The sequence below is a fragment of the Paraburkholderia diazotrophica genome, from assembly GCF_038900755.1.
Classification (GTDB): Bacteria; Pseudomonadota; Gammaproteobacteria; order Burkholderiales; family Burkholderiaceae; genus Paraburkholderia; species Paraburkholderia diazotrophica_A.
Genome location: NZ_JBBPEN010000001.1, coordinates 986,795 through 1,005,541, shown reverse-complemented (window position 1 = coordinate 1,005,541; position 18,747 = coordinate 986,795). Strand labels below are relative to the sequence as shown.

The window sequence follows — 18,747 nt, the reverse complement described above, 5'->3', positions numbered from 1 at the left end:
TCTCCAGGTTGATCTGCCCGCGACGCGCCGTGACGCATGCGCATCAATCGAGCGCGCGGTCGTTCGGCTTCGCGAACAGCTGTTTCATCTCCGCCGACAACGGGTAGTTCAGGTTGATGCCCTTCGGCGGAATCGGTTGCGTGAACCACTTCTGATAGAGATTCGCCGCTTCGCCGGAAGTTTGCAAGCGCGCGATCACGCCATCGGCGAGTTTCTTGAAGCCCGGGTCGTCCTTGCGGAACATGCAGCCATACACTTCCGACATCGGCGACGTGCCCGTGATCAGATACTCGTCCGCGTTCGCCTCTTTCGCCTTTGCGCCGTACAGCAGCGGATCGTCCATCACGAACGCGACGGCACGCCCCGTCTTGACGTTGAGGAACGACTCGGCGTGATCCTTCGCGCTGATGAGGCTCATGTTCATCGACTTCTCCGCGTTCATCTGGCGCAACAGACGCTCTTCGGAGGTGCCCGCCGTCGTCACGACCGTCTTGTTCGCGAGATCGCCGAAGTCCTTCACGCCCGAGTCCTTCTTCACGATCATGCGCACGCCGTACTGGAAGAAGCTGTTCGAAAACGCGACCTGATTGTCGCGTTCCTTCGTGTGCGTGGTCGAGCCGCATTCGATGTCGATCGTGCCGTTCTGCACGAGCGGAATGCGGTTCTGCGACGTGATGGGAATCTCGCGAACCTTGAGGTCGGGCAGATTGAGTTCCTTCTTCACCTCGTCGACGATCTTCAGCGCGATTGCCTGCGAATAGCCGATCACGTGCTGCTGTTCGTCGTAATACGAGAAGGGCACCGACGACTCGCGCACGCCCAGCGAAATCGCCCCTGTTTCGCGGATCTTCTTGAGCGTCGCGCTCGGGTCTTGCGCCTGCGCGTGGCTGCATGCGAAGGCCGTCGTCATCAGCGCGGCAAGTGCGGCTCTCGTCATCGTCGTCGTTTTCATGTCATCTCCTGTATGGTGGTGTAGCGGTTTTTGTCTATACAGCTGTTGTTGATGCAACGGTTCAGCGGTCGCATGCATAGGCCGCGATGTCGATCGATGGCTCGCGGCCCGCGATCGCATCGGCGATCACGCGAGCGCTGCCGCATGCAAGCGTGAAGCCCAACGCGCCGTGGCCCGTATTGAGCCACAGGTTGCGGTACGGCGTCCTGCCGATCAACGGTTTCGAATCCGGCGTCGCGGGACGGTGGCCGCACCAGGTCTGCGCGCTCGCGTAATCGCCGGCAGCGGGAAAGATTTCCTGCGCGTGATCTTTGAGCAGCGCGATGCGCCCCGCTCGCTGCGCGTCCTTCAGGCCCGCGATCTCGACCATGCCCGCGATCCGCAGACGCCCGCCCAGCGGCGCATACACGACCTTGCGATGCAGGTCCGTCACGCTGACGCGCGGCGTCTGGCGCGGATCGGCGTCGTGAATCGTGAGGCTGTAGCCCGTCAGCGGATAGACGGGCAGACGCACGCCGAGCGCGCCGAGCAGCGGCACGCTGCCGAGGCCGAGCGCGACGACGAACGCATCCGCTTCGATATCGCCGTCGTCCGTCCGCGCCGCGACGATGCGCGAACCTTCGCTCACGAGTTCTCGCACGCGCGTCTCGTAGCGGACCGTCACGCCGCTGCGCCGTTGCAGCACATCTGCGAGCGCCGCGCTGAAGCGCTGACAATCGCCCGCCTCTTCCGACGGCGTATGGATGCCGCCCGCGAGCAATGGCTGCGCGCGTGCGAGCGCCGGTTCGAGCGCGGCGCATTGGCACGCATCGAGCGCACGCTGGTCGGAGCCTGCCTCGATGAGCAGTTCCATCTTGTGTCGCGCGCGTTCGAACTCGTGCGCATCGCGATAGACGACGAGCTTGCCGTTGCGCACGTAGTCGAACGAGTCCGACACAAGCGGCTCGCTCTCGACGATCTCATGCAGCGCCGCCTTACTGAGCGCGCCGAGGCTCAGCAGTTCGAGCGCCGTCTGCCGCGCGCGATGGCTGCGGCACGCGAGCAGGAACGCGACGCACCAGCGCCATTGATCGATGTCGAAACGCGGAATGAAACGCAGCGCCGAGTCGCGCTTCAGGAGCCACGCGGGCAGCTTCGGCAGCACGGCGGGATCGGCGAGCGGCGCGACATAGCTGTAGCTCAGTTGCCCGCCGTTGGCGAAGCTCGCTTCGAGCGCCGCGCCGTCGCGCGCTTCGACGATCGTCACGTCGTGGCCGTCGCGGGCCAGACTCCAGGCCGTCGTCAGACCGACGACGCCCGCTCCGAGGACACACACATGCATGAATGCTCACTACCCTTGCGTTTTCATTGCAGGCGAGTGTCGCGCGCCGAAATTGCCGCATCAAATGACGGAAAGCGCGGTTGCATAACTTGAGGTTAAGTCGTTGCGCGAAGGCGCTTCGCGTCGCGTAAAAACGTCGGACGTCAGCCGGGCGTGGTTACGCGAAGCGCGCGCGCAGCACGTCGACGAATGCGTTGCCCGCCTGCGAGGCCATGCCGCCGTCGCGCGACAACGCGTACACGCCGACCGACAGCGGCGGCACGATCGGCCGCACGGTCACGGCTTCCGCGCCGCTCTTCGCGGTCAGCTCATCGAGCAGCGCATAGCCGATGCCGCGCGCGGCCAGCGCTCGGGCGACATGCCACGTGTGCGCCTCGACGGTGGGCACATGTCCGTCGAGGCCGAGCGCATGCAGCGCATTGCCGATCAGCTCGCCCAGGGGATCGACATTGCCGATGCTGATCCAGTTGCCTTCGACGAACGATTGCAGCGTCAGCGGCCCGGCTGCCGGGGTGTCGTCTCGCGGGCCGACGCACACGACGGGCGTGCGCCCCAACTCGACGGACGCGATGCCCGGCCGCGCCGGCGGATTCAGCGCGACGGCGAGATCGAGATCGCGCGTGAGCAGCGCGTTCAGCAGTTCTTCCGTGTGCCGCGTCTGAATCTTCAGCGACACGCGCGGATACGCGGCCCGGAACGCTTCGACGGTCGACGGAATCAGGCTCAAGCCGAGGCTCGGCAGACAGCCGATGCGCAAATGCCCTTCCGGTTGCAGCGCGAGATTGCGCGCGAGATCGCGGATGCTGTCGAGGCTCGTCTGCAGCTTCTGCGTTTCGGAGAACAGCAGTTCGGCTTCACGCGTCGGCTGCAGGCGGCCGTGCACGCGGTTGAAGAGCGTCAGGCCGGCGCTGCGCTCCGCATGCGCGAGCACCTTGCTCACGGCGGGCTGCGAAACGCACAGCAATTCGGCTGCCTTCGACAGCGAGCCGGTGCGCATGATGGCGTGGAAGACTTCGATGTGGCGCAGGCGCATGGCGCGGGATGGCGGTCAGCGGATCATTGGAAAGAGATCAAGCATACTGTCTTTCGACGGGCCGCCAAATCATGACGCGACACACACGAATGGTATTGTTCGCGTTTGACGTGCATCACGAGATGCCTGGCCGCCTCGCGAAACGAAAAGCCGGCAGGCGCAACGCCTCATGAATCAACCGAATCCGCCCCTTCCGCGCGCCGCCGGGTCGGCAGAGCCCGTCCGCCGCTGGCCGCGCGCCGGCAATCCGCCGATGTTCAACGCCACGCTCACGTGGCATGCGCTGATGTTCGCCGGCTGGATAGTCGCGCCGTCCGCGTGGCCCTGGTGGGTCGCGGGCATCTTTGCGAGCCATCTGGTCGTCGTGACGATCGGGCTATGGCCGCGTTCGTCGCTGCTCGGCCCCAACTGGACGCGTCTGCCCGATACGCCCCGCAACGCGGACGCCGTCGCGCTCACGATCGACGACGGCCCCGATCCCGTCGTCACGCCCAAGGTGCTCGACCTGCTCGACGCGCACGGCGTGCGCGCGACGTTCTTCTGCATCGGCGCGCGCGCGCAGCGTCATCCGGCGCTCATGCGCGAAATTGTCGCGCGCGGGCATGCGGTCGAAAACCACTCGCAGGTTCACGTGCATACGTTCTCGGTCACGCTGCCGCGCGGGCTGACGCGGGAAATCGACGCCGCGCAGCGCACGCTCGAGTCGCTGACAGGCGAGCGCCCGATGTTCTTCCGCGCGCCCGCCGGCCTGCGCAACGTGTTTCTCGAGCCGGTGCTGCAAAAGCTCGACTTGCGGCTCGCCGCGTGGACGCGCCGCGGCTTCGACACGCGCGAGCGCAATCCGCAGCGCGTGCTGGAGCGGCTCGTCGACGGGCTCGCGGCACGCGACATCCTGCTCGTGCACGATGCGACAGCGGCGCTCGGCGCGTCGGGCGAACCCGTCGTGCTGGACGTGCTGCCGCGTCTGATCGAAACGGTCCGCGCGCGCGGCTTGCGTTTCGTGACGCTGCGCGAGGCGCGCGGCGCGTGACTGTCCGACGGGCGCGCGGAAAGCGTGGCGTGGCGTGCGGCGTGCCCTCGCGTGTGCTTGCATGTGCTTGCGTGTCAGCCCCGGCGCGGTGTGCCCTCGCCTCTGCCTTTGTGTCGCCATGCCCCGTCGCGCCGCGCGCGCCGCATCGCGCCGCGCGACGCCTGTGCGGCAGCGCCTACGCGGCGCGTCGGCGGACGAGATGATAGATCACGAGCAGCACGATCGCGCCGATGATCGACGCGATCCAGCCCGCCGCCTGCCCCGGCTGATACCACCCGAGCGCGCGCCCGACATAGCCTGCCAGCAGCGAGCCGGCAATGCCGATGATGATCGTCATGATGAGACCCATGCTGTCGTCGCCCGGCTTGAGCGCGCGCGCAATCAAACCGACGATCAAGCCGACGACTATCGTACCGATGAGGGAAAGCATGCGAACCTCCGATGAAAGTGGGCACCACGGTAGACTGCTACTGCTCGATACTGCCAGACTGCGCTGCAATTCTGTATGACGGCATCGCGCGCATTGCGCGGATCGGGCCGCGATGCCGCGTAGCGCGCGCCGCCATCACAACGTGACCGCATGATGGCCCGCGTCATAGCGCCGGACGCCGCGATCAGATGCGGAAATCGGCGGACATGTCGTCGTCGGTGCGCGCCTCGATTTCTCCGCTTCGGCACGCCTTCATGAACACGTCATAGTCGCGCTCCACCTGGTCTGCATACGCTGACGCGTACTCGGCGAGCGCTTCCGCAAACTGGTCGCTGCGGCCGATATACGCGCCGATCTCGATCGCCTTGCCGCTCGCCTTCGCGTGCGCGCGCGCCAACGCCCAGCCGCACAGACGCGCATAGCCGTTCATCTGGTCGACGTCGAGGAGATCGACGTTCGGCGTCAGCTTCATGTCGCGCAGTTGACGCACATAGAAGTGCCCGCCCGTCGGCCCCGTCGACCAGCCCAGAAAAATGTCGCTTGCCGCCTGGAGCATGCGCTGCCCCTGCACGATGCGCTCGCCTTCGTGCCTGGGCTCGGACTTGCGCGAGCCCGCCTTGAAGTGCTGCGCGATCACCGAGCGCCGCGCTTCCTTCACTTGCAGGAACAGCGGCTTGCCGTGCGGATCGGCCGTGAGCAGCACGAGGCAGCGCGTGGCCACGCTGCCGACGCCCACCACCTTGAACACCAGATCATGCAGCGCGAAGTTGCCGAGCAGTTCGCGCCGGTCGTCGGAGAGCGTCTTCAGATAGCCCTCGTACATGCCGTGAATCAGCTTGCGCCAGTCGCCGAGCCTGAACCAGTCGTCCGTGGAATCGAACAGCGTGCTCGAACCGTGCACGTGAAAGAGACTGGGCGGCGCGTCGCGGATCACATAACGGTCGCCGTCGCGCTCCGCCATCTTTTCGAGCATGCTTTCGTGCGTGCGGCCGCTCGCCCGTTCCATCGCGCGCCGGATGAGCCGGCGATTCTCCGCGTTCACGGCCATGTCGACCATGCGGTCGAACGTAATGCGCTCGTACCACAGTTCCAGCGCGCCGCTTTGCGCGTACTGCGCGATGCGGTCGCGGTACTGGTTGACGGCCGTCATCACGAGATCATGGGCCGCGCCACGGCTGAACCGCATGTGCCGCGCCGCAACGACGAAGCTCGCCGCGAGCCGCTTCAGGTCCCATTCGAAAGGCGCGGCGGACACCTCGTCGAAGTCGTTCAGATCGAAGATCAACTGTCGCTCGGGCGTCGCGAAGCCGCCGAAGTTCAACAGATGCGCATCGCCGCAGACGGGCAGTGTAAGCGTCGTATGCGGCGTCATACTGAGGTCGTGCGCCTGGACGATCGCGCTGCCACGAAAGAACGCGAACGGCGACACCGTCATGCGGCCGTAGCGCAGTGGCACGAGCCGCTCGACGCGGCCTTCGCTGCTTTGACGCAGCAGATCGATCGGATTGCGGTGCATATGGCCGATCGCGCGGTGGCTGGAGCGCTTTGCGTGCTCGCGGGCCGCGCGCCCGCTGGCTTCCCGTTCCGCGATGGTGCTCGCCTTCATGCTTTTCTCCGTTCTTGTGAATCAGCTTGCATCGGGCCGCATGTCAACGGCTTGCGCCGACGATGCATCGTGACTTTTGATCGCGTCGGGCTGGCGTGAATGGTTCGCTCCGTGGTTCGCTCGTTCCGTGTTGCGCCGCACAGCGGCAGTAGCCGCGCGGGTCTCAGGTTCAGTCGCGAGCGGTTATGTCGGGTGTTGCTCGACACGCCGGCGCGTGATTGCGCGTGCCGCCGGCTGCCGCTTCCCGTCGATTCCGGCTGCCCCGCCAGATAGTAAACGTCCATCGCTGGACTGTATTAAATCTCGCGGCGCACGGGCGCGCAAGTCTACGCGCCGCCGACAGCCGTACGCGAACTGGCCGCAAGCGACACGTTGAAGTTCCCGTGAGCGACGCAAATGTGACGCGACAGGACGGCCTCGCGCATGTGCGACGGCTGAAGGCAAACGGAACGATGAAACGAAATCGATGAGCATCGCTGAATATCTGAAAGAGAACTGTGAGAACCATCCCAATGCGATAACGCGCACCGAATTTAGGACGGGTCTCATTTCCCTCGACGAACCCCGGCAACAAACTCTTCGCCTTTCGACTTCTTCCCGCAGCGTCACGCGTGCTGCGCTATCGACGTGAATCCGCTACTGCTCAAACGATCCGGCCTTGCCTGCTTCGCGCTCCTCACGGCCGCCTGCTCGTTCTTCGTCCCTCGCGCCCCATTGTCGCAAGTCACACCCGCCGGTAACGCACTCGTCATCGCCGCCGCGCGTGAGTTCCCGTATATGCCCGCGCGCGAAGGCCGTATCACACCCGACCGCATCGCCAACACGGCGACGACTGCCGTCCTGCTGAAGAAAGGCGTCGAAACGACTGTGCGGCAAGCCGTCGCCGCCGCGTGGCGCAAATCGGGCATCACCGTGACGACGCACGACAGGCTGGTGCTGAGCGGCGGGATCGAAGCACTGTCCGTGGACGATGCGCGCCCGCCCGCCATCTGGACGATCACCGTGCGCTACGTCCTCACTAGCGCGTCGACGAAAGCAACCGTCTATGTGAAGTCGACCACGGTGCATATGTACCGGCAGACGTTCACCAATCCCACCTTCGCGCTCGACGACATCGTGAAGCTCAGCATCGATGCGCTCGTCAGAGACCCGTCGTTCCGCGACGCGCTGCAACCCATGCAGTAACCGCCCTCCTCGCATTGACGTTGCGCGCCGGCATTTCGCTACAATCGAACATTCCTTTCCTGATTTCGCTGCCGCGCCGCACCATGCCGATGGGCGCAGCGCGGCGGCCCGTCGCGAGCGTGCCGTCATGTCTCTTACCGCCTGGCTGTTTTTTCTCCCTGCGTGCTTCGCGATCAACATGGCGCCGGGCCCGAACAATCTTCTGTCGATCAACGTCGCGGCGCGGCACGGGTTCATGACCGCGTTCGTCGCCGGATGCGGGCGCCTCGTCGCGTTCGCGGGCATGATCGTGCTGGCCGCAACGGGCCTCGCCGTCGTGCTGCACGCGTCGGAACTGTTCTTCCTCGCGATCAAGCTGACGGGCGCCGCCTACCTGATCTGGCTCGCGATCCAGTTGTGGCGCAGCGACGCCGGTCCGATGGACGCGCTCAAGCAGGACGACGCGTCGCTGTGGCGCATCGCGCGCCAGGAATGCTTCGTCGCCGCGGGCAATCCGAAGGCGATTCTCGTGTTCACCGCGTTCCTGCCGCAATTCGTCGACGTTGCCAAGCCGATGCTGCCTCAATTCGCCGTGCTCGGCGGGAGCTTCCTCGTGCTCGAATGGTTTGCGATCGGGCTCTACTCGTGGGCGGGCATGCATCTCGGCAAGTGGCTGACGCGCGCCAAAGTGCGCCGCTGGTTCAACCGCTGCTGCGGGATGTTTCTCGGCGCGATCGGCGTGAGCTTTTTGCTGGTGCGGCGCTCCGCGTGACGAATCGCAAGGTTTGTGGCCTGCTTTTTGCGTCGAGCAGAAAACAGTCGAAGCAGGCCCATAATCGATCGCGAATGCAGTCGGAGAGACACTCTAACTGTCGCTGATCGCTGAGCGCCCGTATGCTGAGGCCATCGCCGCGCAGCCGCGGACGCTCGCCGTGTGCTTCCGGCAGGAAACGGCGCCCGCATGCACGCGCGCAAAACGATTCCAATGTCAGGAGGCGGCAATCATGAAGATCTGTATCTTCGGCGCGGGTGCGATCGGCGGCTTGATGGGCGTGCAGCTTGCGCGCGCGGGCGCGGACGTCGGCTTTATCGCGCGCGGCCCGCATCTGGCGGCGATGCGCGAACACGGCGCGCGACTCGTCATCGACGGCGAAGAAGTGTCGGCGCGCGTGCGCTGCACGTCCGACCCGAAAGAGCTCGGCGTGCAGGACATCGTCATCGTCACGCTGAAGGCACATTCGCTGCCGGGCGTCGTCGATTCGATGCAGCCGCTGCTCGGCGAGCACACCGCCATCGTCACGGGCACCAACGGCATCCCCTATTGGTACTTTTACAAGCACGGCGGCCAGTTCGAAGGCACGCGCCTCGCGAGCATCGACCCGGACGGCTCGCAATGGGCAAAGCTGGGCCCCGAGCGCGCGATCGGCTGCGTGCTGTATCCCGCTGCTGAAATCGTCGAGCCAGGCGTCATCAAGCACGTGTACGGCAAGAAATTTCCGATCGGCGAGCCGGATGGCGAACGCACGCCGCGCATCCAGCGGTTTCACGACGTGATGCAGGCAGCCGGTTTCGAAGCGCCGATCCGCGACAATATCCGCGATGAAATCTGGCTGAAGCTGTGGGGCAATCTGTGCTTCAACCCGATCAGCGCGCTCACGCACGCGACGCTCGACGTGCTGACGAGCGACCCCGGCACGCGCGCCGTCTCGCGAACGATGATGCTCGAAGCGAAGCGGATCGCCGATCATTTCGGCGTGCATTTTCGCGTCGACGTGGACAAGCGTATCGATGGCGCGGGCGCCGTCGGCGCGCACAAGACCTCGACACTCGTCGATCTCGAGCATCGCCGGCCGATGGAAATCGATCCGTTGCTGACCGTCGTGCAGGAGATGGGCCGGCTCGTCGGCGAAGAGACGCCCGCGATCGATATCGTGCTCGCGCTCGTCAAGCTGCGCGAGAAGATGGCGCTGAAGGGGGACTGAATCGGATGCGCGTAGACGTGATGCGCGTGGAGGACCGGGCGCTGCGCCCGGTCCTCTTTTCATTTACGGCGTCGTCTCTGTCGATGCGTCAACGCTTCAATGCTCGATCGCGAGCCAGATCGCCTTCGGTTCCGTGAAGTTCTCGATCGCGACGTCGCCGTGCTCGCGGCCGAAGCCCGAATCGCCGGCGCCCCCCCACGGCAGGCGCACGTCCGTATAGCCGTAGGTATTGATCCACACGGTGCCCGCCTTCAGCGCATGCGCGACCCGATGCACGCGGCCGATATCGGCGCTCCACACACCCGCGGCAAGACTGTACGCGGTGCCGTTCGCGATGCGCACGGCGTCCTCTTCGTCGTCGAAGGGAACGACGCTCGCCACGGGGCCGAAGATTTCCTCCTGCGAAATGCGCATTTCGTGCTCGACGTTCGCAAACACCGTCGGCTCGACGAAGAAGCCCTTTTGCCCGATCCGCGCGCCGCCCGTCACGATCGACGCGCCTTCTTTCCTGCCGATGTCGACGTAATCGAGCACCGTCTTCATCTGCGCGGCGGACACGAGCGGGCCCATCGTCGTCTCGCGCTCGGCGGGATCGCCGACCTTGATCGCCCGCGCGCGCGCCGCGAGCCGCTCCACCACGTCGTCGTAGATGTCCCCGTGCGCGAGAATGCGCGAGCCCGCCGAGCATACCTGGCCCGTATTGAAGAAGATGCCGGATGCCGCGGCGCGCACGGCGTTGTCGATGTTCGCGTCGGCGAAGATCACGTTCGCCGACTTGCCGCCCAGCTCCAGCGTCACGCGCTTGAAGTTGCCCGCCGCGCCTTGCAGGATGCCGCGCCCCACCGACGGCGAGCCCGTGAACGTCACCTTGTCGATGCCGGGATGCGCGACGATCGCATCGCCGACCACGCGCCCCTTGCCCGTCACGATGTTCAGCACGCCGGGCGGCACGCCCGCCTCCAGCGCAAGCTCGCCGACGCGCAGCGCGGACAGCGGCGTGATTTCGGCGGGCTTCACGATCATCGTGCAGCCGCACGCGAGCGCGGGCGCGATCTTCCACATGCCGATCATCAGCGGGAAATTCCACGGCACGATTGCGCCGACCACGCCGACGGGCTCGCGCACCGTGTACGTCAGCGCGTCGGGGCGCACGGGCACAACCTGTCCGTTGATCTTGTCGCACCAGCCCGCGTAGTACGCGAGCGTGTCAATCGCGGCGGGCACGTCCTGGCGCTTGACGGCTGCGAGCGGCTTGCCCGCATCGAGGCTTTCGAGCGCGACGAGTTCGTCTTGATGCTCGCGCAGGAGTTCGGAGAAGCGCATCAGGATGCGGCCGCGCTCCGCCGCGCGCATGCCGTTCCATACCTTGAGCGCGGCGCGCGCCGCCTTCACGGCCGTGTCGACGTCCTGCGCGCTGCCTTGCGCGACGAGCGCTATCGGCTCTTCCGTCGCGGGGTTGATACTGGTCGAATATTCACCGGTGCCGGGCGGCAGCCGTTTTCCATCGATGAGAAGGTCATGGCGTCTGAGGTCGGTTTCAGTATCCATCTCGTACTCCTTGTGATTAGCGATATGGCATATTCGCGAACCGTCGGCTGAACCGCCCCTCCCTTCGACTACGACGCTCTCATCAGCGCCTCGCCTTCAGGGACGAGCGGTATCGGTTCGTCCGTTGCTCCTTGTATTGTTCTGTGGGTTGCTGATACTGCGCCTGGATTGACATGCATGCTCAAACGCGGATTCACGCGCGCCGTGGCCCCCGTTGCCGGGGAATCCGCGGCGGCAAAGAGCGACCACACCGCGTCCGCATTCGGACGCAGCGAGCGATTGCGGCGGCGCACGAGCATCGTCGTCACGGAGACTTCCGGCACCAGCGGACGCGCGACGAGCGAGACGGGCAGCGTCGATGCGTGCGCGTCGATGGGCAGCACGCCGGCGCCGAGACCCAGCTCGACCATGCGCAGCGCGGCCGCCACGTGCCCGCACTGGTTCGCGCGCTGCGTGTCGATGCGATGCGTGTTGAGCGCGCGTTCCGTCGCGTTGCGCGTGCCCGCCTCGGCGTTGAGCGTGATGAGCTGCGTCTCCCGCAATGCTTCCCAGCGCAGCGCGGCGCCGCATGCGAGGGGATGCGCGCGCGGCAGCACCGCGCAAAGCGGCGTCGAGATGAGCGGTTGTGCGTGAAAGACGTCGGCGCCCGCGATGTTCGCGTCGCACAGCACGCCGAAATCGACTTCGCCCTGCTCGATCGCGGCGAGCACCGCATGTTGAGGCTGTTCCTTCGCGGTGACGATCAGATCGGGAAAGGCCGAAGCGCAGCGCGCGAGCCGCTCGGGCAACCAGCCCGACGACAGCACGGGATCGCACGCGACGACTACGAGCCCCGTGTGCTCCTCGTGCGCAGCGCGCTCCTCGCGCAGCGTCAACTCGATCTCTTCGATCAGACGGGCGATGCGCCGCTCGAGGCGTGAGCCCGCTGTCGTCAGTTCGACCTGACGCGTCGTGCGATCGAAGAGACGTAGAGCGATCGCCTCTTCGAGTTCGCGCACGCACCGGCTCACGGCCGACTGCGTGAGGTCGAACTCGCGCGCCGCGCGGGTGAAGCTCCGCTGACGCGCGACGGCGACGAACACCTTCAATTGCTGCAGCGATACGTTCATGTGTTCAGGTCGCCAGAGAGAGTGATCCGGACGTTATTCGCCCGTCTGTTCCGGCCAGTGACGCAGGCCCGGTCCGTTTGCCGCGAGTTCAGGCTCGAGATCGCGCGACGTTTCGTTCGATGAAGCGATCCAGCGCGCGCGCATCGGCGCGAGAATGAATTTCGCCGACACGCCCGCCGCAATCGTCACCACGGCCGACACGATGAACACCAGGTTCCAGCCGCCCGTCGCCGCGAGCACCGATGCGATCGGCACGATCAGCGACGCAGTGCCCTTCGCCGTGTAGAGCGTACCGGCATTGGCCGCAGCGTATTTGCTGCCGAACGTGTCCGCGCAGATCGCCGGGAAGATCGAGAAGATCTCGCCCCAGAACAGGAAGATCAGCGCCGCGAACGTCATGAACGCATACGGGTTCTGGCCGTATTCCATCAGGCCGAGCAGCGCGAGGCCTTCGCCGATGAAGATCGCGAACATCGTGTTCTCGCGGCCGATCTTGTCGGAGATGAACCCGCACAGCGGACGCGTGAAGCCGTTGCAGATGTTGTCGATCGACAGCGTCATCGTGAGCAGCGGCAACGTGGCGCCGAAGAGCGTCATCGGCAGCTTCGCGAGGCCCCAGTCTTTCGCGATCGGACCGAGCTGAGCGGTCGCCATCAGGCCGCCCGCCGCGACCGCGACGAACGACAGATAGATCACCCAGAACACAGGCGCCTTGATCATCTGGCCCGGCGTGTAATCGGCCTTGGTCACGGCGAACTTGCGCTTCGCAGGCGGCGCCTTTGCGGTGTCGGGCTTGCGCAGCAGCATCGCGAGCAGGAAGATGCACACGCCTTGCAGGATGCCGAAGAACAGGAACGTCTGCTCGTAGCCCTTGGCCGTGATCATGTTCGCGATGGGGATCACCGTGATGGCCGCGCCCGCGCCGAAGCCCGCTGCCGTCAGACCCGCGGCGAGGCCGCGCTTGTCCGGGAACCACTTCAGCGCGTTGCCGACGCACGTGCCGTACACGCCGCCCGCGCCGATGCCGGCGACGACGGACGCAAAGTAAAGCTCAGGCAGCGACGTCGCGAATGAATTCAGCACCCATGCAAGGCCCGCGCAGAGCGCGCCGCCCGCCACGACGGGACGCGGACCGAAGCGGTCGACGAGCCACCCTTCGATAGGCACGAGCCATGTTTCAGTGAGAATGAAGATCGAGAACGCGAGCTGAACTTCGGCACGCCCCCAATGATGCTTTGCGCTCATCGGTGAGACGAACAACGTCCATGCGTATTGCAGGTTGGCGACGAGCGCCATGCACAAAATACCGAATGCCAGTTGCCACCAGCGGTTGCGCCAAAACGCAACCGGAGCTTGCTGCGAAATGCTGTTCATGTGCCTGTCTCCGCTATCTATTTAGGGCAACCGGCTAAAGCGCCGGTCTCTATCCATGCCGCCTTATAGTTGTGTCCCGACCAGATGGTTTCGGGGTATTTCCTGATGCAAATTCCAGTACTTCTTCTCTCAAAACCTTTAAATCGCTTTACCCGTTCCTTTATTCGATCTTTTAGAGGAATGCCGGTCTTTGAAACCTGTCTTGCCGCTTTGCGCCTTGTTTTTAGGCGTTAACCCGATGTTTGAGCCTGGAATCGAGCATTACAGAATCCATGCTAGGGTCATTGCTGAATTACTGATAATTAAAGTTTGTTACCATGAAGATTCATCTTCGCTTATACATCTGCCATGACAATGCGTAACGCGACCCTGCGCCAGCTGAAAGTATTCGAAACGGTGGCTCGGCATCTCAGCTTCTCGCGCGCGGCGGAAGAGCTGCACCTCACGCAGCCCGCCGTTTCCACCCAGGTCAGGCAGCTCGAAGAGCACGCCGGCCTGCCGCTTTTCGAACAGCTCGGCAAGAAGATTTACCTCACGCCGGCCGGCACCGAAATGCTTCACTACAGCCGCGCAATCATTCAGCAGTTTCATGAAGTCGATGAAGCGATGGGCCAGCTGAAGGGCGTATCGGGCGGCAAGCTGAACGTCGCCGTGATCAGCGCGGGTGACTACTTTTTTCCACGGCTGCTCGCCGAATTTACGCGCCGCTACGCGGGTGTCGAACTGAATCTCGCGGTACACAACCGTGAAGAACTCCTGCATCAACTCCATACCAACCAGACGGATCTCGCGGTAATGGTGCGTCCGCCACAAGAACCGGATGCGATCAACGAAGCATTTGCGCCGCATCCGTACGTGATCGTGGCCGCGCCGACACATCCTCTCGCCAGCAAGCGCAACATCAGGTTGAGCCAGCTTGCCAGCGAAGCATTTGTCGTGCGCGAGCGCGGTTCGGATACGTGGAATTCGATGGAAGAAGGCTTTGCGGGGCGTCTTACGAACCTGAAGATCGCGATGGAAATCAAGAGCACGGAGACGATCAAGCAGGCCGTGATCGCGGGCATGGGCATCGCGTTCCTGTCCGCGCATACGATCAGCCTCGAATTGCAGGTCGGGCATCTCGTGGTGCTCGACGTCGAAGGCTTTCCGGTGATGCTCAACTGGTACGTCGTGCATCGCAAGAACAAGCGGCTGCCCCCTGTTGCCGTCGCGTTCAAGCGCTTTCTGATGGAAGAAGGCGCGAATCTCATTGAACAGATTACGCGCGTGAATCAATTGGCGGTCCATAAATGAGCCGCTATGGATTGCCAATAAAACTTTAACTATTGCGGATTCATTGCGGCTTCTATGCTTGTGTCGATTCTTATCACTCGACTGCCTGGGAGCATTGCAATGAATCAGTCTGCCGACCCGCACAATGAAGCGCTGCTGAGCGCGTATAACGCTGCGTTCAGCGAGCTCGGCCTGCGCTTTCGCTGGAGCCAGGCCACGCTGGATTTCTTCGACGACGTCAGCAATGAACTTGCGCGCATCACCGCGTACATCGAGCGCTTTCATTCGCATTTGCTCAATGCGTATGACGCCGACTTTCTCGCGCAACTGATCTTCGACCGGAAGAACCAGTTCTATCGCGAGGCCATCGTTCAATGACGCAGGGTTGCAGTTCATCGTGACTCTCTTCTTTGGCGTTCCCGCTTCGCAAATGAATGGCACTACTCGACGAAGCGGCGGACGTCACGTGTTTTCATCAATGATGCCTTGCCTTGTAGCGCTGCCGGCTGCGCACGCGCACCGCTGCGTGCGTCAGATGCATGTTTCGCGCCGACGACGCACAGCGCGCCTGCGTGCGGGGCGGATTGCTCGCCCAGCTCCAGCGCTGCGTGAAATCGTCTGCGGGCTGCACGTGCGAAGGATCGCCGTCCCACGCGAAGCGCAACGACGCGCCGCTCCGCGATGAGGAACCGCAATGCGCAGGCGTGCGCGCATGAGGCTCGTGCGTCGTCAGCATCACGTGCGCGCCAAGCGCCGCGGCCAGCAGGCTGACGGCAAACAGCGCCGCAATTCCCGGCATCTGCGCAGGCTCGCTGACAAAAGCGTAACCAACCCAGATACATAATCCGAGCGCGAGCATATCGACGAGCTTGTCGCCCGCCGCGCCTTGCCGCGCGCTTCGCCTGCCGTGCTTGATCCGGTTGGCGAGCATCATCGCGGTTATCGCGAAGAGCAACCCGCCCGCGAAAACGAACACATACAGTTCCAGGCGCTCCAGCCCCGACCACGCGATGAAACTCGCACAATCCGGCATGTCATCTCCTCGCTCTTTGCTGCTCTTGCCGCGCGTTGCTGCTCGTTACATTCGCGGACGTTGGTCCCGTGATCCTGTCGAACCGCTCTGACGGCCTGCCTCAAATGGCGCCAGCTGCTCTGAGCGCATCGATCTGCTCGCGTGAATAGCCGAGTTCGGCCATCACTTCGTCCGTGTGCTCGCCGAGCAAGGGTGAGCGTTTGACGTCCGTCGGGCTGTCCGACAGCTTGATCGGATTGCCTACCGTCAGATACTTGCCGCGCACAGGGTGATCGACTTCGACGATCGTGCCTGTCTTGCGCAGCGACTCGTCCTCGGCGATCTCCTTCATCGACAGGATCGGTCCGCATGGGATGTCATGCTCGTTGAGGATTTCCATCGCCTCGAACTTGGTCTTCGTCATCGTCCAGCGCTCGACTTCCGCGAAGATTTCCTTCAGGCGCGGCAGGCGCGCGTCGGGCGTCGCGTAGTCCGGATGCGTCGCCCACTCTTCCCTGCCGATCACGTTGCAGATCTTCACCCACACGGGCGCCTGCGTGATGAAGTAGATATACGCGTTCGGGTCGTGCTCCCAGCCCTTGCACTTGAGAATCCAGCCCGGCTGACCGCCACCCGATGCATTGCCCGCGCGCGGCACCGCCTCGCCGAACGTGCCGTTCGGATACTGCGGGTACTCCTTCATCACGCCCGTGCGCTCCAGGCGCTGCTGGTCGCGCAGCTTCACGCGGCACAGGTTCAGCACGCCGTCCTGCATCGCCGCGAGCACCTTCTGGCCGCGACCCGTCATCGTGCGCTGATAGAGCGCCGTCACGATCCCCAGCGCCAGATGCAAACCCGTGCCGCTGTCGCCGATCTGCGCGCCCGTCACGACAGGCGGGCCATCGTCGAAGCCCGTCGTCGACGCTGCGCCGCCCACGCACTGCGCGACGTTCTCGTAGACCTTGCAGTCCTCGTACGGCCCCGGACCGAAGCCCTTCACCGACGCGACGATCATCCGCGGATTGAGCTCCTGGATGCGCTCCCACGTGAAGCCCATGCGATCGAGCGCGCCCGGCGCGAAGTTCTCCACCAGCACGTCGCACTTCTGGATCAGCGCTTCGAGCACGAGCTTGCCTTCGGGATTCTTCGTGTCGATCGTCACCGAGCGCTTGTTGTGGTTGAGCATCGTGAAGTACAGGCTGTCGGCGCCCGCAACGTCGCGCAATTGCTCGCGCGTGATGTCGCCCGCGCCCGCGCGCTCCACCTTGATCACGTCCGCGCCGAACCACGCCAGCAGCTGCGTGCACGTCGGCCCCGACTGCACATGCGTGAAATCGAGAATGCGCACACCGTCGAGTGCTTTGCCCATGTTGTCCCCTCCGAGCAATTCGCCTGGCTATCTCTTGTAAGGCCGGTTTTGTTCGTCCGTGTTCAATACGGTATGTGATATATCAAAACGCCGCAAGCGCTTTCAGCCGCGTAAGGATAATCCCGGAGACACGGGATAAGCCTTTAAAAACAAGGCTTACGGAGTGAACGACCAAACCGGCGCGCGTTCCGTAAAGGGAAAACCCCGAGCCTTTTGATTGCTTGAGAACTGTTGATATATCACATACCATATTCAAACCCTGAGCCGACCGCCCACTTTTACGCCACCAGGCGTCGAATTCAACCAGCGAGGAGACAGGTGAACATTCACGAATATCAGGCGAAAGAGCTGCTGAAGGGCTACGGCGTCGCCGTGCCGAACGGGCGCATCGCGTTCACGCCGCAGGAGGCGGAAGACGCGGCGCTCGCGCTCGGCGGCGCAGTTTGGGTCGTCAAGTCGCAGATTCACGCCGGCGGGCGCGGCGCGGGCCGCTTCGCGAACGATCCGGGCGGCAAGGGCGGCGTGCGCGTCGTCGGGACGGTCAGCGATGTCGGCCTGCACGCTTCGCAGATGCTGTCGCATGTGCTCGTCACGAAGCAGACGGGGCCGGCAGGCCGCGAAGTGAAGCGCGTCTATGTCGAGGAAGGCTGCGCGATCGAACGCGAGTTGTATCTGGGCATGCTGATCGATCGCAGCACGTCGCGCATCACGGTGATGGCGTCGACGGAAGGCGGCATGGAGATCGAAGAAGTGGCCGCGAGCACGCCGGAGAAAATCCTCAAGGTCGCGATCGATCCCGCGACGGGCCTGCAACCGTTTCACGCGCGCCAGATCGCGTTCGGCCTCGGGCTGACGGACAAGCAGATCAAATCGGCGACGCAGTTCATCGCCAATGCGTATCGCGCGTTCGTCGAACTGGATGCGTCGATCGTCGAGATCAATCCGCTCGTCGTGACGCAGCAAGGCGACGTGATCGCGCTCGACGCGAAGATCAATTTCGACGACAACGCCCTCTTCCGCCACCCGGCTATCGAGGCACTGCGCGACGAAGCCGAAGAAGACGCGGCCGAGCTCGAAGCCGCGAAGCACGGCCTGAACTACGTGACGCTCGACGGCAACATCGGCTGCATGGTGAACGGCGCCGGTCTCGCGATGGCGACGATGGACATCATCAAGCTCTATGGCGGCGAGCCGGCGAACTTTCTGGACGTCGGCGGCGGCGCGACCAAGGAGCGCGTCGCGACCGCATTCCGGCTGATCCTGCGCGATCCGAAAGTAGAAGGGATTCTCGTCAACATCTTCGGCGGCATCATGCGCTGCGATGTGATCGCGGAGGGCGTCGTGAGCGCCGCCCGCGAAGTCGATCTGCGCGTGCCGCTCGTCGTGCGGCTCGAAGGCACGAACGTCGAGCTCGGCAAGCAGATCCTGCGCGATTCGGGACTGCCCATCGTTTCTGCCGATCATCTCGCCGATGCGGCCAGCAAGGTCGTCGCGGCAGTCAACAACAACAAGGCCAAGGTGCCTGCAACGTCGGAGGCGAACTGA

The 18,747-nt window shown here is 64.1% G+C and carries 17 protein-coding genes; 7 read left to right on the top strand and 10 right to left on the bottom strand.

Annotated features, from left to right (window positions below; translation table 11 throughout):
- Window positions 1-43: 43 nt before the first annotated feature.
- The 3 genes from AABE10_RS04650 to AABE10_RS04640 all read right to left on the bottom strand — a co-directional run bounded on the left by AABE10_RS04650 (window position 44) and on the right by AABE10_RS04640 (window position 3,306).
- Complete coding sequence (locus tag AABE10_RS04650; protein ID WP_428983258.1) at window positions 44-952, bottom strand: glutamate/aspartate ABC transporter substrate-binding protein; 909 nt, start codon at window positions 950-952, stop codon at window positions 44-46.
- A 61-nt stretch (window positions 953-1,013) separates the two neighbouring features.
- Window positions 1,014-2,273 carry a D-amino acid dehydrogenase gene (locus AABE10_RS04645; RefSeq protein WP_342932086.1) on the bottom strand — a complete coding sequence of 420 codons (1,260 nt, stop codon included), beginning with the start codon at window positions 2,271-2,273 and terminating at the stop codon, window positions 1,014-1,016.
- A 157-nt stretch (window positions 2,274-2,430) separates the two neighbouring features.
- Window positions 2,431-3,306, bottom strand: coding sequence for a LysR family transcriptional regulator (locus AABE10_RS04640; protein ID WP_342932085.1), 876 nt, complete (start codon window positions 3,304-3,306; stop codon window positions 2,431-2,433).
- Between the two features lie 169 nt (window positions 3,307-3,475).
- On the opposite strand from AABE10_RS04640, the gene AABE10_RS04635 reads away from it, so the two are divergent.
- Window positions 3,476-4,336 carry a polysaccharide deacetylase family protein gene (locus AABE10_RS04635; protein ID WP_342932084.1) on the top strand — a complete coding sequence of 287 codons (861 nt, stop codon included), beginning with the start codon at window positions 3,476-3,478 and terminating at the stop codon, window positions 4,334-4,336.
- Window positions 4,337-4,511: 175 nt separating this feature from the next.
- Here AABE10_RS04635 and AABE10_RS04630 read toward each other — a convergent pair whose 3' ends face one another.
- Together AABE10_RS04630 and AABE10_RS04625 are read right to left on the bottom strand one after the other, a co-directional pair.
- Window positions 4,512-4,766, bottom strand: a complete 255-nt coding sequence (locus AABE10_RS04630; protein ID WP_342932083.1) for a GlsB/YeaQ/YmgE family stress response membrane protein — start codon at window positions 4,764-4,766, stop codon at window positions 4,512-4,514.
- 184 nt (window positions 4,767-4,950) lie between these two features.
- Window positions 4,951-6,372 carry a DUF2252 domain-containing protein gene (locus AABE10_RS04625; protein ID WP_342932082.1) on the bottom strand — a complete coding sequence of 474 codons (1,422 nt, stop codon included), beginning with the start codon at window positions 6,370-6,372 and terminating at the stop codon, window positions 4,951-4,953.
- 714 nt (window positions 6,373-7,086) lie between these two features.
- Here AABE10_RS04625 and AABE10_RS04620 point away from each other — a divergent pair.
- From AABE10_RS04620 to AABE10_RS04610, 3 genes are all read left to right on the top strand, one after another.
- Window positions 7,087-7,557 (top strand): hypothetical protein, encoded by a 471-nt coding sequence (locus AABE10_RS04620; protein ID WP_342932081.1) that lies wholly within the window; start codon window positions 7,087-7,089, stop codon window positions 7,555-7,557.
- A gap of 127 nt (window positions 7,558-7,684) precedes the next feature.
- A complete protein-coding gene (locus AABE10_RS04615; RefSeq protein WP_342932080.1) occupies window positions 7,685-8,308 on the top strand; it encodes a LysE family translocator in 624 nt (207 codons plus the stop codon).
- Window positions 8,309-8,540: 232 nt separating this feature from the next.
- The gene (locus AABE10_RS04610) at window positions 8,541-9,518 is read left to right on the top strand and encodes a 2-dehydropantoate 2-reductase (protein ID WP_342932079.1); all 978 of its coding nucleotides are present in this window, start codon (window positions 8,541-8,543) and stop codon (window positions 9,516-9,518) included.
- A 96-nt stretch (window positions 9,519-9,614) separates the two neighbouring features.
- Here the strand turns inward: AABE10_RS04610 and AABE10_RS04605 are convergent, their stop codons facing one another.
- The 3 genes from AABE10_RS04605 to oxlT all read right to left on the bottom strand — a co-directional run bounded on the left by AABE10_RS04605 (window position 9,615) and on the right by oxlT (window position 13,549).
- Window positions 9,615-11,066 carry an aldehyde dehydrogenase family protein gene (locus AABE10_RS04605; RefSeq protein WP_342932078.1) on the bottom strand — a complete coding sequence of 484 codons (1,452 nt, stop codon included), beginning with the start codon at window positions 11,064-11,066 and terminating at the stop codon, window positions 9,615-9,617.
- A gap of 68 nt (window positions 11,067-11,134) precedes the next feature.
- Window positions 11,135-12,175 (bottom strand): LysR family transcriptional regulator, encoded by a 1,041-nt coding sequence (locus tag AABE10_RS04600; protein ID WP_342932077.1) that lies wholly within the window; start codon window positions 12,173-12,175, stop codon window positions 11,135-11,137.
- A 33-nt stretch (window positions 12,176-12,208) separates the two neighbouring features.
- Window positions 12,209-13,549, bottom strand: a complete 1,341-nt coding sequence (gene oxlT / locus AABE10_RS04595) for an oxalate/formate MFS antiporter (protein ID WP_342932076.1) — start codon at window positions 13,547-13,549, stop codon at window positions 12,209-12,211.
- A 348-nt stretch (window positions 13,550-13,897) separates the two neighbouring features.
- Between oxlT and AABE10_RS04590 the strand changes: the two genes are divergently transcribed.
- The gene (locus tag AABE10_RS04590) at window positions 13,898-14,842 is read left to right on the top strand and encodes a LysR family transcriptional regulator (RefSeq protein WP_342932075.1); all 945 of its coding nucleotides are present in this window, start codon (window positions 13,898-13,900) and stop codon (window positions 14,840-14,842) included.
- A gap of 99 nt (window positions 14,843-14,941) precedes the next feature.
- Window positions 14,942-15,199 (top strand): hypothetical protein, encoded by a 258-nt coding sequence (locus AABE10_RS04585; RefSeq protein ID WP_342932074.1) that lies wholly within the window; start codon window positions 14,942-14,944, stop codon window positions 15,197-15,199.
- Between the two features lie 97 nt (window positions 15,200-15,296).
- On the opposite strand, the gene AABE10_RS04580 is transcribed toward AABE10_RS04585, so the two are convergent.
- Both AABE10_RS04580 and frc read right to left on the bottom strand, forming a co-directional pair.
- Entirely contained in the window at window positions 15,297-15,854 is a 558-nt protein-coding gene (locus AABE10_RS04580) for an NADP transhydrogenase subunit beta (RefSeq protein ID WP_342932073.1), read from the bottom strand.
- Between the two features lie 100 nt (window positions 15,855-15,954).
- On the bottom strand, window positions 15,955-17,202 hold the full coding sequence (gene frc / locus AABE10_RS04575) for a formyl-CoA transferase (RefSeq protein ID WP_342932072.1): 1,248 nt from the start codon (window positions 17,200-17,202) through the stop codon (window positions 15,955-15,957).
- A 318-nt stretch (window positions 17,203-17,520) separates the two neighbouring features.
- On the opposite strand from frc, the gene sucC reads away from it, so the two are divergent.
- A complete protein-coding gene (gene sucC, locus AABE10_RS04570; RefSeq protein WP_342932071.1) occupies window positions 17,521-18,747 on the top strand; it encodes an ADP-forming succinate--CoA ligase subunit beta in 1,227 nt (408 codons plus the stop codon).

What these genes read in the sequence shown, in the direction of transcription:
- AABE10_RS04650 (WP_428983258.1), bottom strand. Translation starts at nt 952, where the DNA reads ATGAAAACGACGACGATGACGAGAGCCGCACTTGCCGCGCTGATGACG.
- AABE10_RS04645 (WP_342932086.1), bottom strand. Translation starts at nt 2,273, where the DNA reads ATGCATGTGTGTGTCCTCGGAGCGGGCGTCGTCGGTCTGACGACGGCC.
- AABE10_RS04640 (WP_342932085.1), bottom strand. Translation starts at nt 3,306, where the DNA reads ATGCGCCTGCGCCACATCGAAGTCTTCCACGCCATCATGCGCACCGGC.
- AABE10_RS04635 (WP_342932084.1), top strand. Translation starts at nt 3,476, where the DNA reads ATGAATCAACCGAATCCGCCCCTTCCGCGCGCCGCCGGGTCGGCAGAG.
- AABE10_RS04630 (WP_342932083.1), bottom strand. Translation starts at nt 4,766, where the DNA reads ATGCTTTCCCTCATCGGTACGATAGTCGTCGGCTTGATCGTCGGTTTG.
- AABE10_RS04625 (WP_342932082.1), bottom strand. Translation starts at nt 6,372, where the DNA reads ATGAAGGCGAGCACCATCGCGGAACGGGAAGCCAGCGGGCGCGCGGCC.
- AABE10_RS04615 (WP_342932080.1), top strand. Translation starts at nt 7,685, where the DNA reads ATGTCTCTTACCGCCTGGCTGTTTTTTCTCCCTGCGTGCTTCGCGATC.
- AABE10_RS04610 (WP_342932079.1), top strand. Translation starts at nt 8,541, where the DNA reads ATGAAGATCTGTATCTTCGGCGCGGGTGCGATCGGCGGCTTGATGGGC.
- AABE10_RS04605 (WP_342932078.1), bottom strand. Translation starts at nt 11,066, where the DNA reads ATGGATACTGAAACCGACCTCAGACGCCATGACCTTCTCATCGATGGA.
- AABE10_RS04600 (WP_342932077.1), bottom strand. Translation starts at nt 12,175, where the DNA reads ATGAACGTATCGCTGCAGCAATTGAAGGTGTTCGTCGCCGTCGCGCGT.
- oxlT (WP_342932076.1), bottom strand. Translation starts at nt 13,549, where the DNA reads ATGAACAGCATTTCGCAGCAAGCTCCGGTTGCGTTTTGGCGCAACCGC.
- AABE10_RS04590 (WP_342932075.1), top strand. Translation starts at nt 13,898, where the DNA reads ATGACAATGCGTAACGCGACCCTGCGCCAGCTGAAAGTATTCGAAACG.
- AABE10_RS04585 (WP_342932074.1), top strand. Translation starts at nt 14,942, where the DNA reads ATGAATCAGTCTGCCGACCCGCACAATGAAGCGCTGCTGAGCGCGTAT.
- AABE10_RS04580 (WP_342932073.1), bottom strand. Translation starts at nt 15,854, where the DNA reads ATGCCGGATTGTGCGAGTTTCATCGCGTGGTCGGGGCTGGAGCGCCTG.
- frc (WP_342932072.1), bottom strand. Translation starts at nt 17,202, where the DNA reads ATGGGCAAAGCACTCGACGGTGTGCGCATTCTCGATTTCACGCATGTG.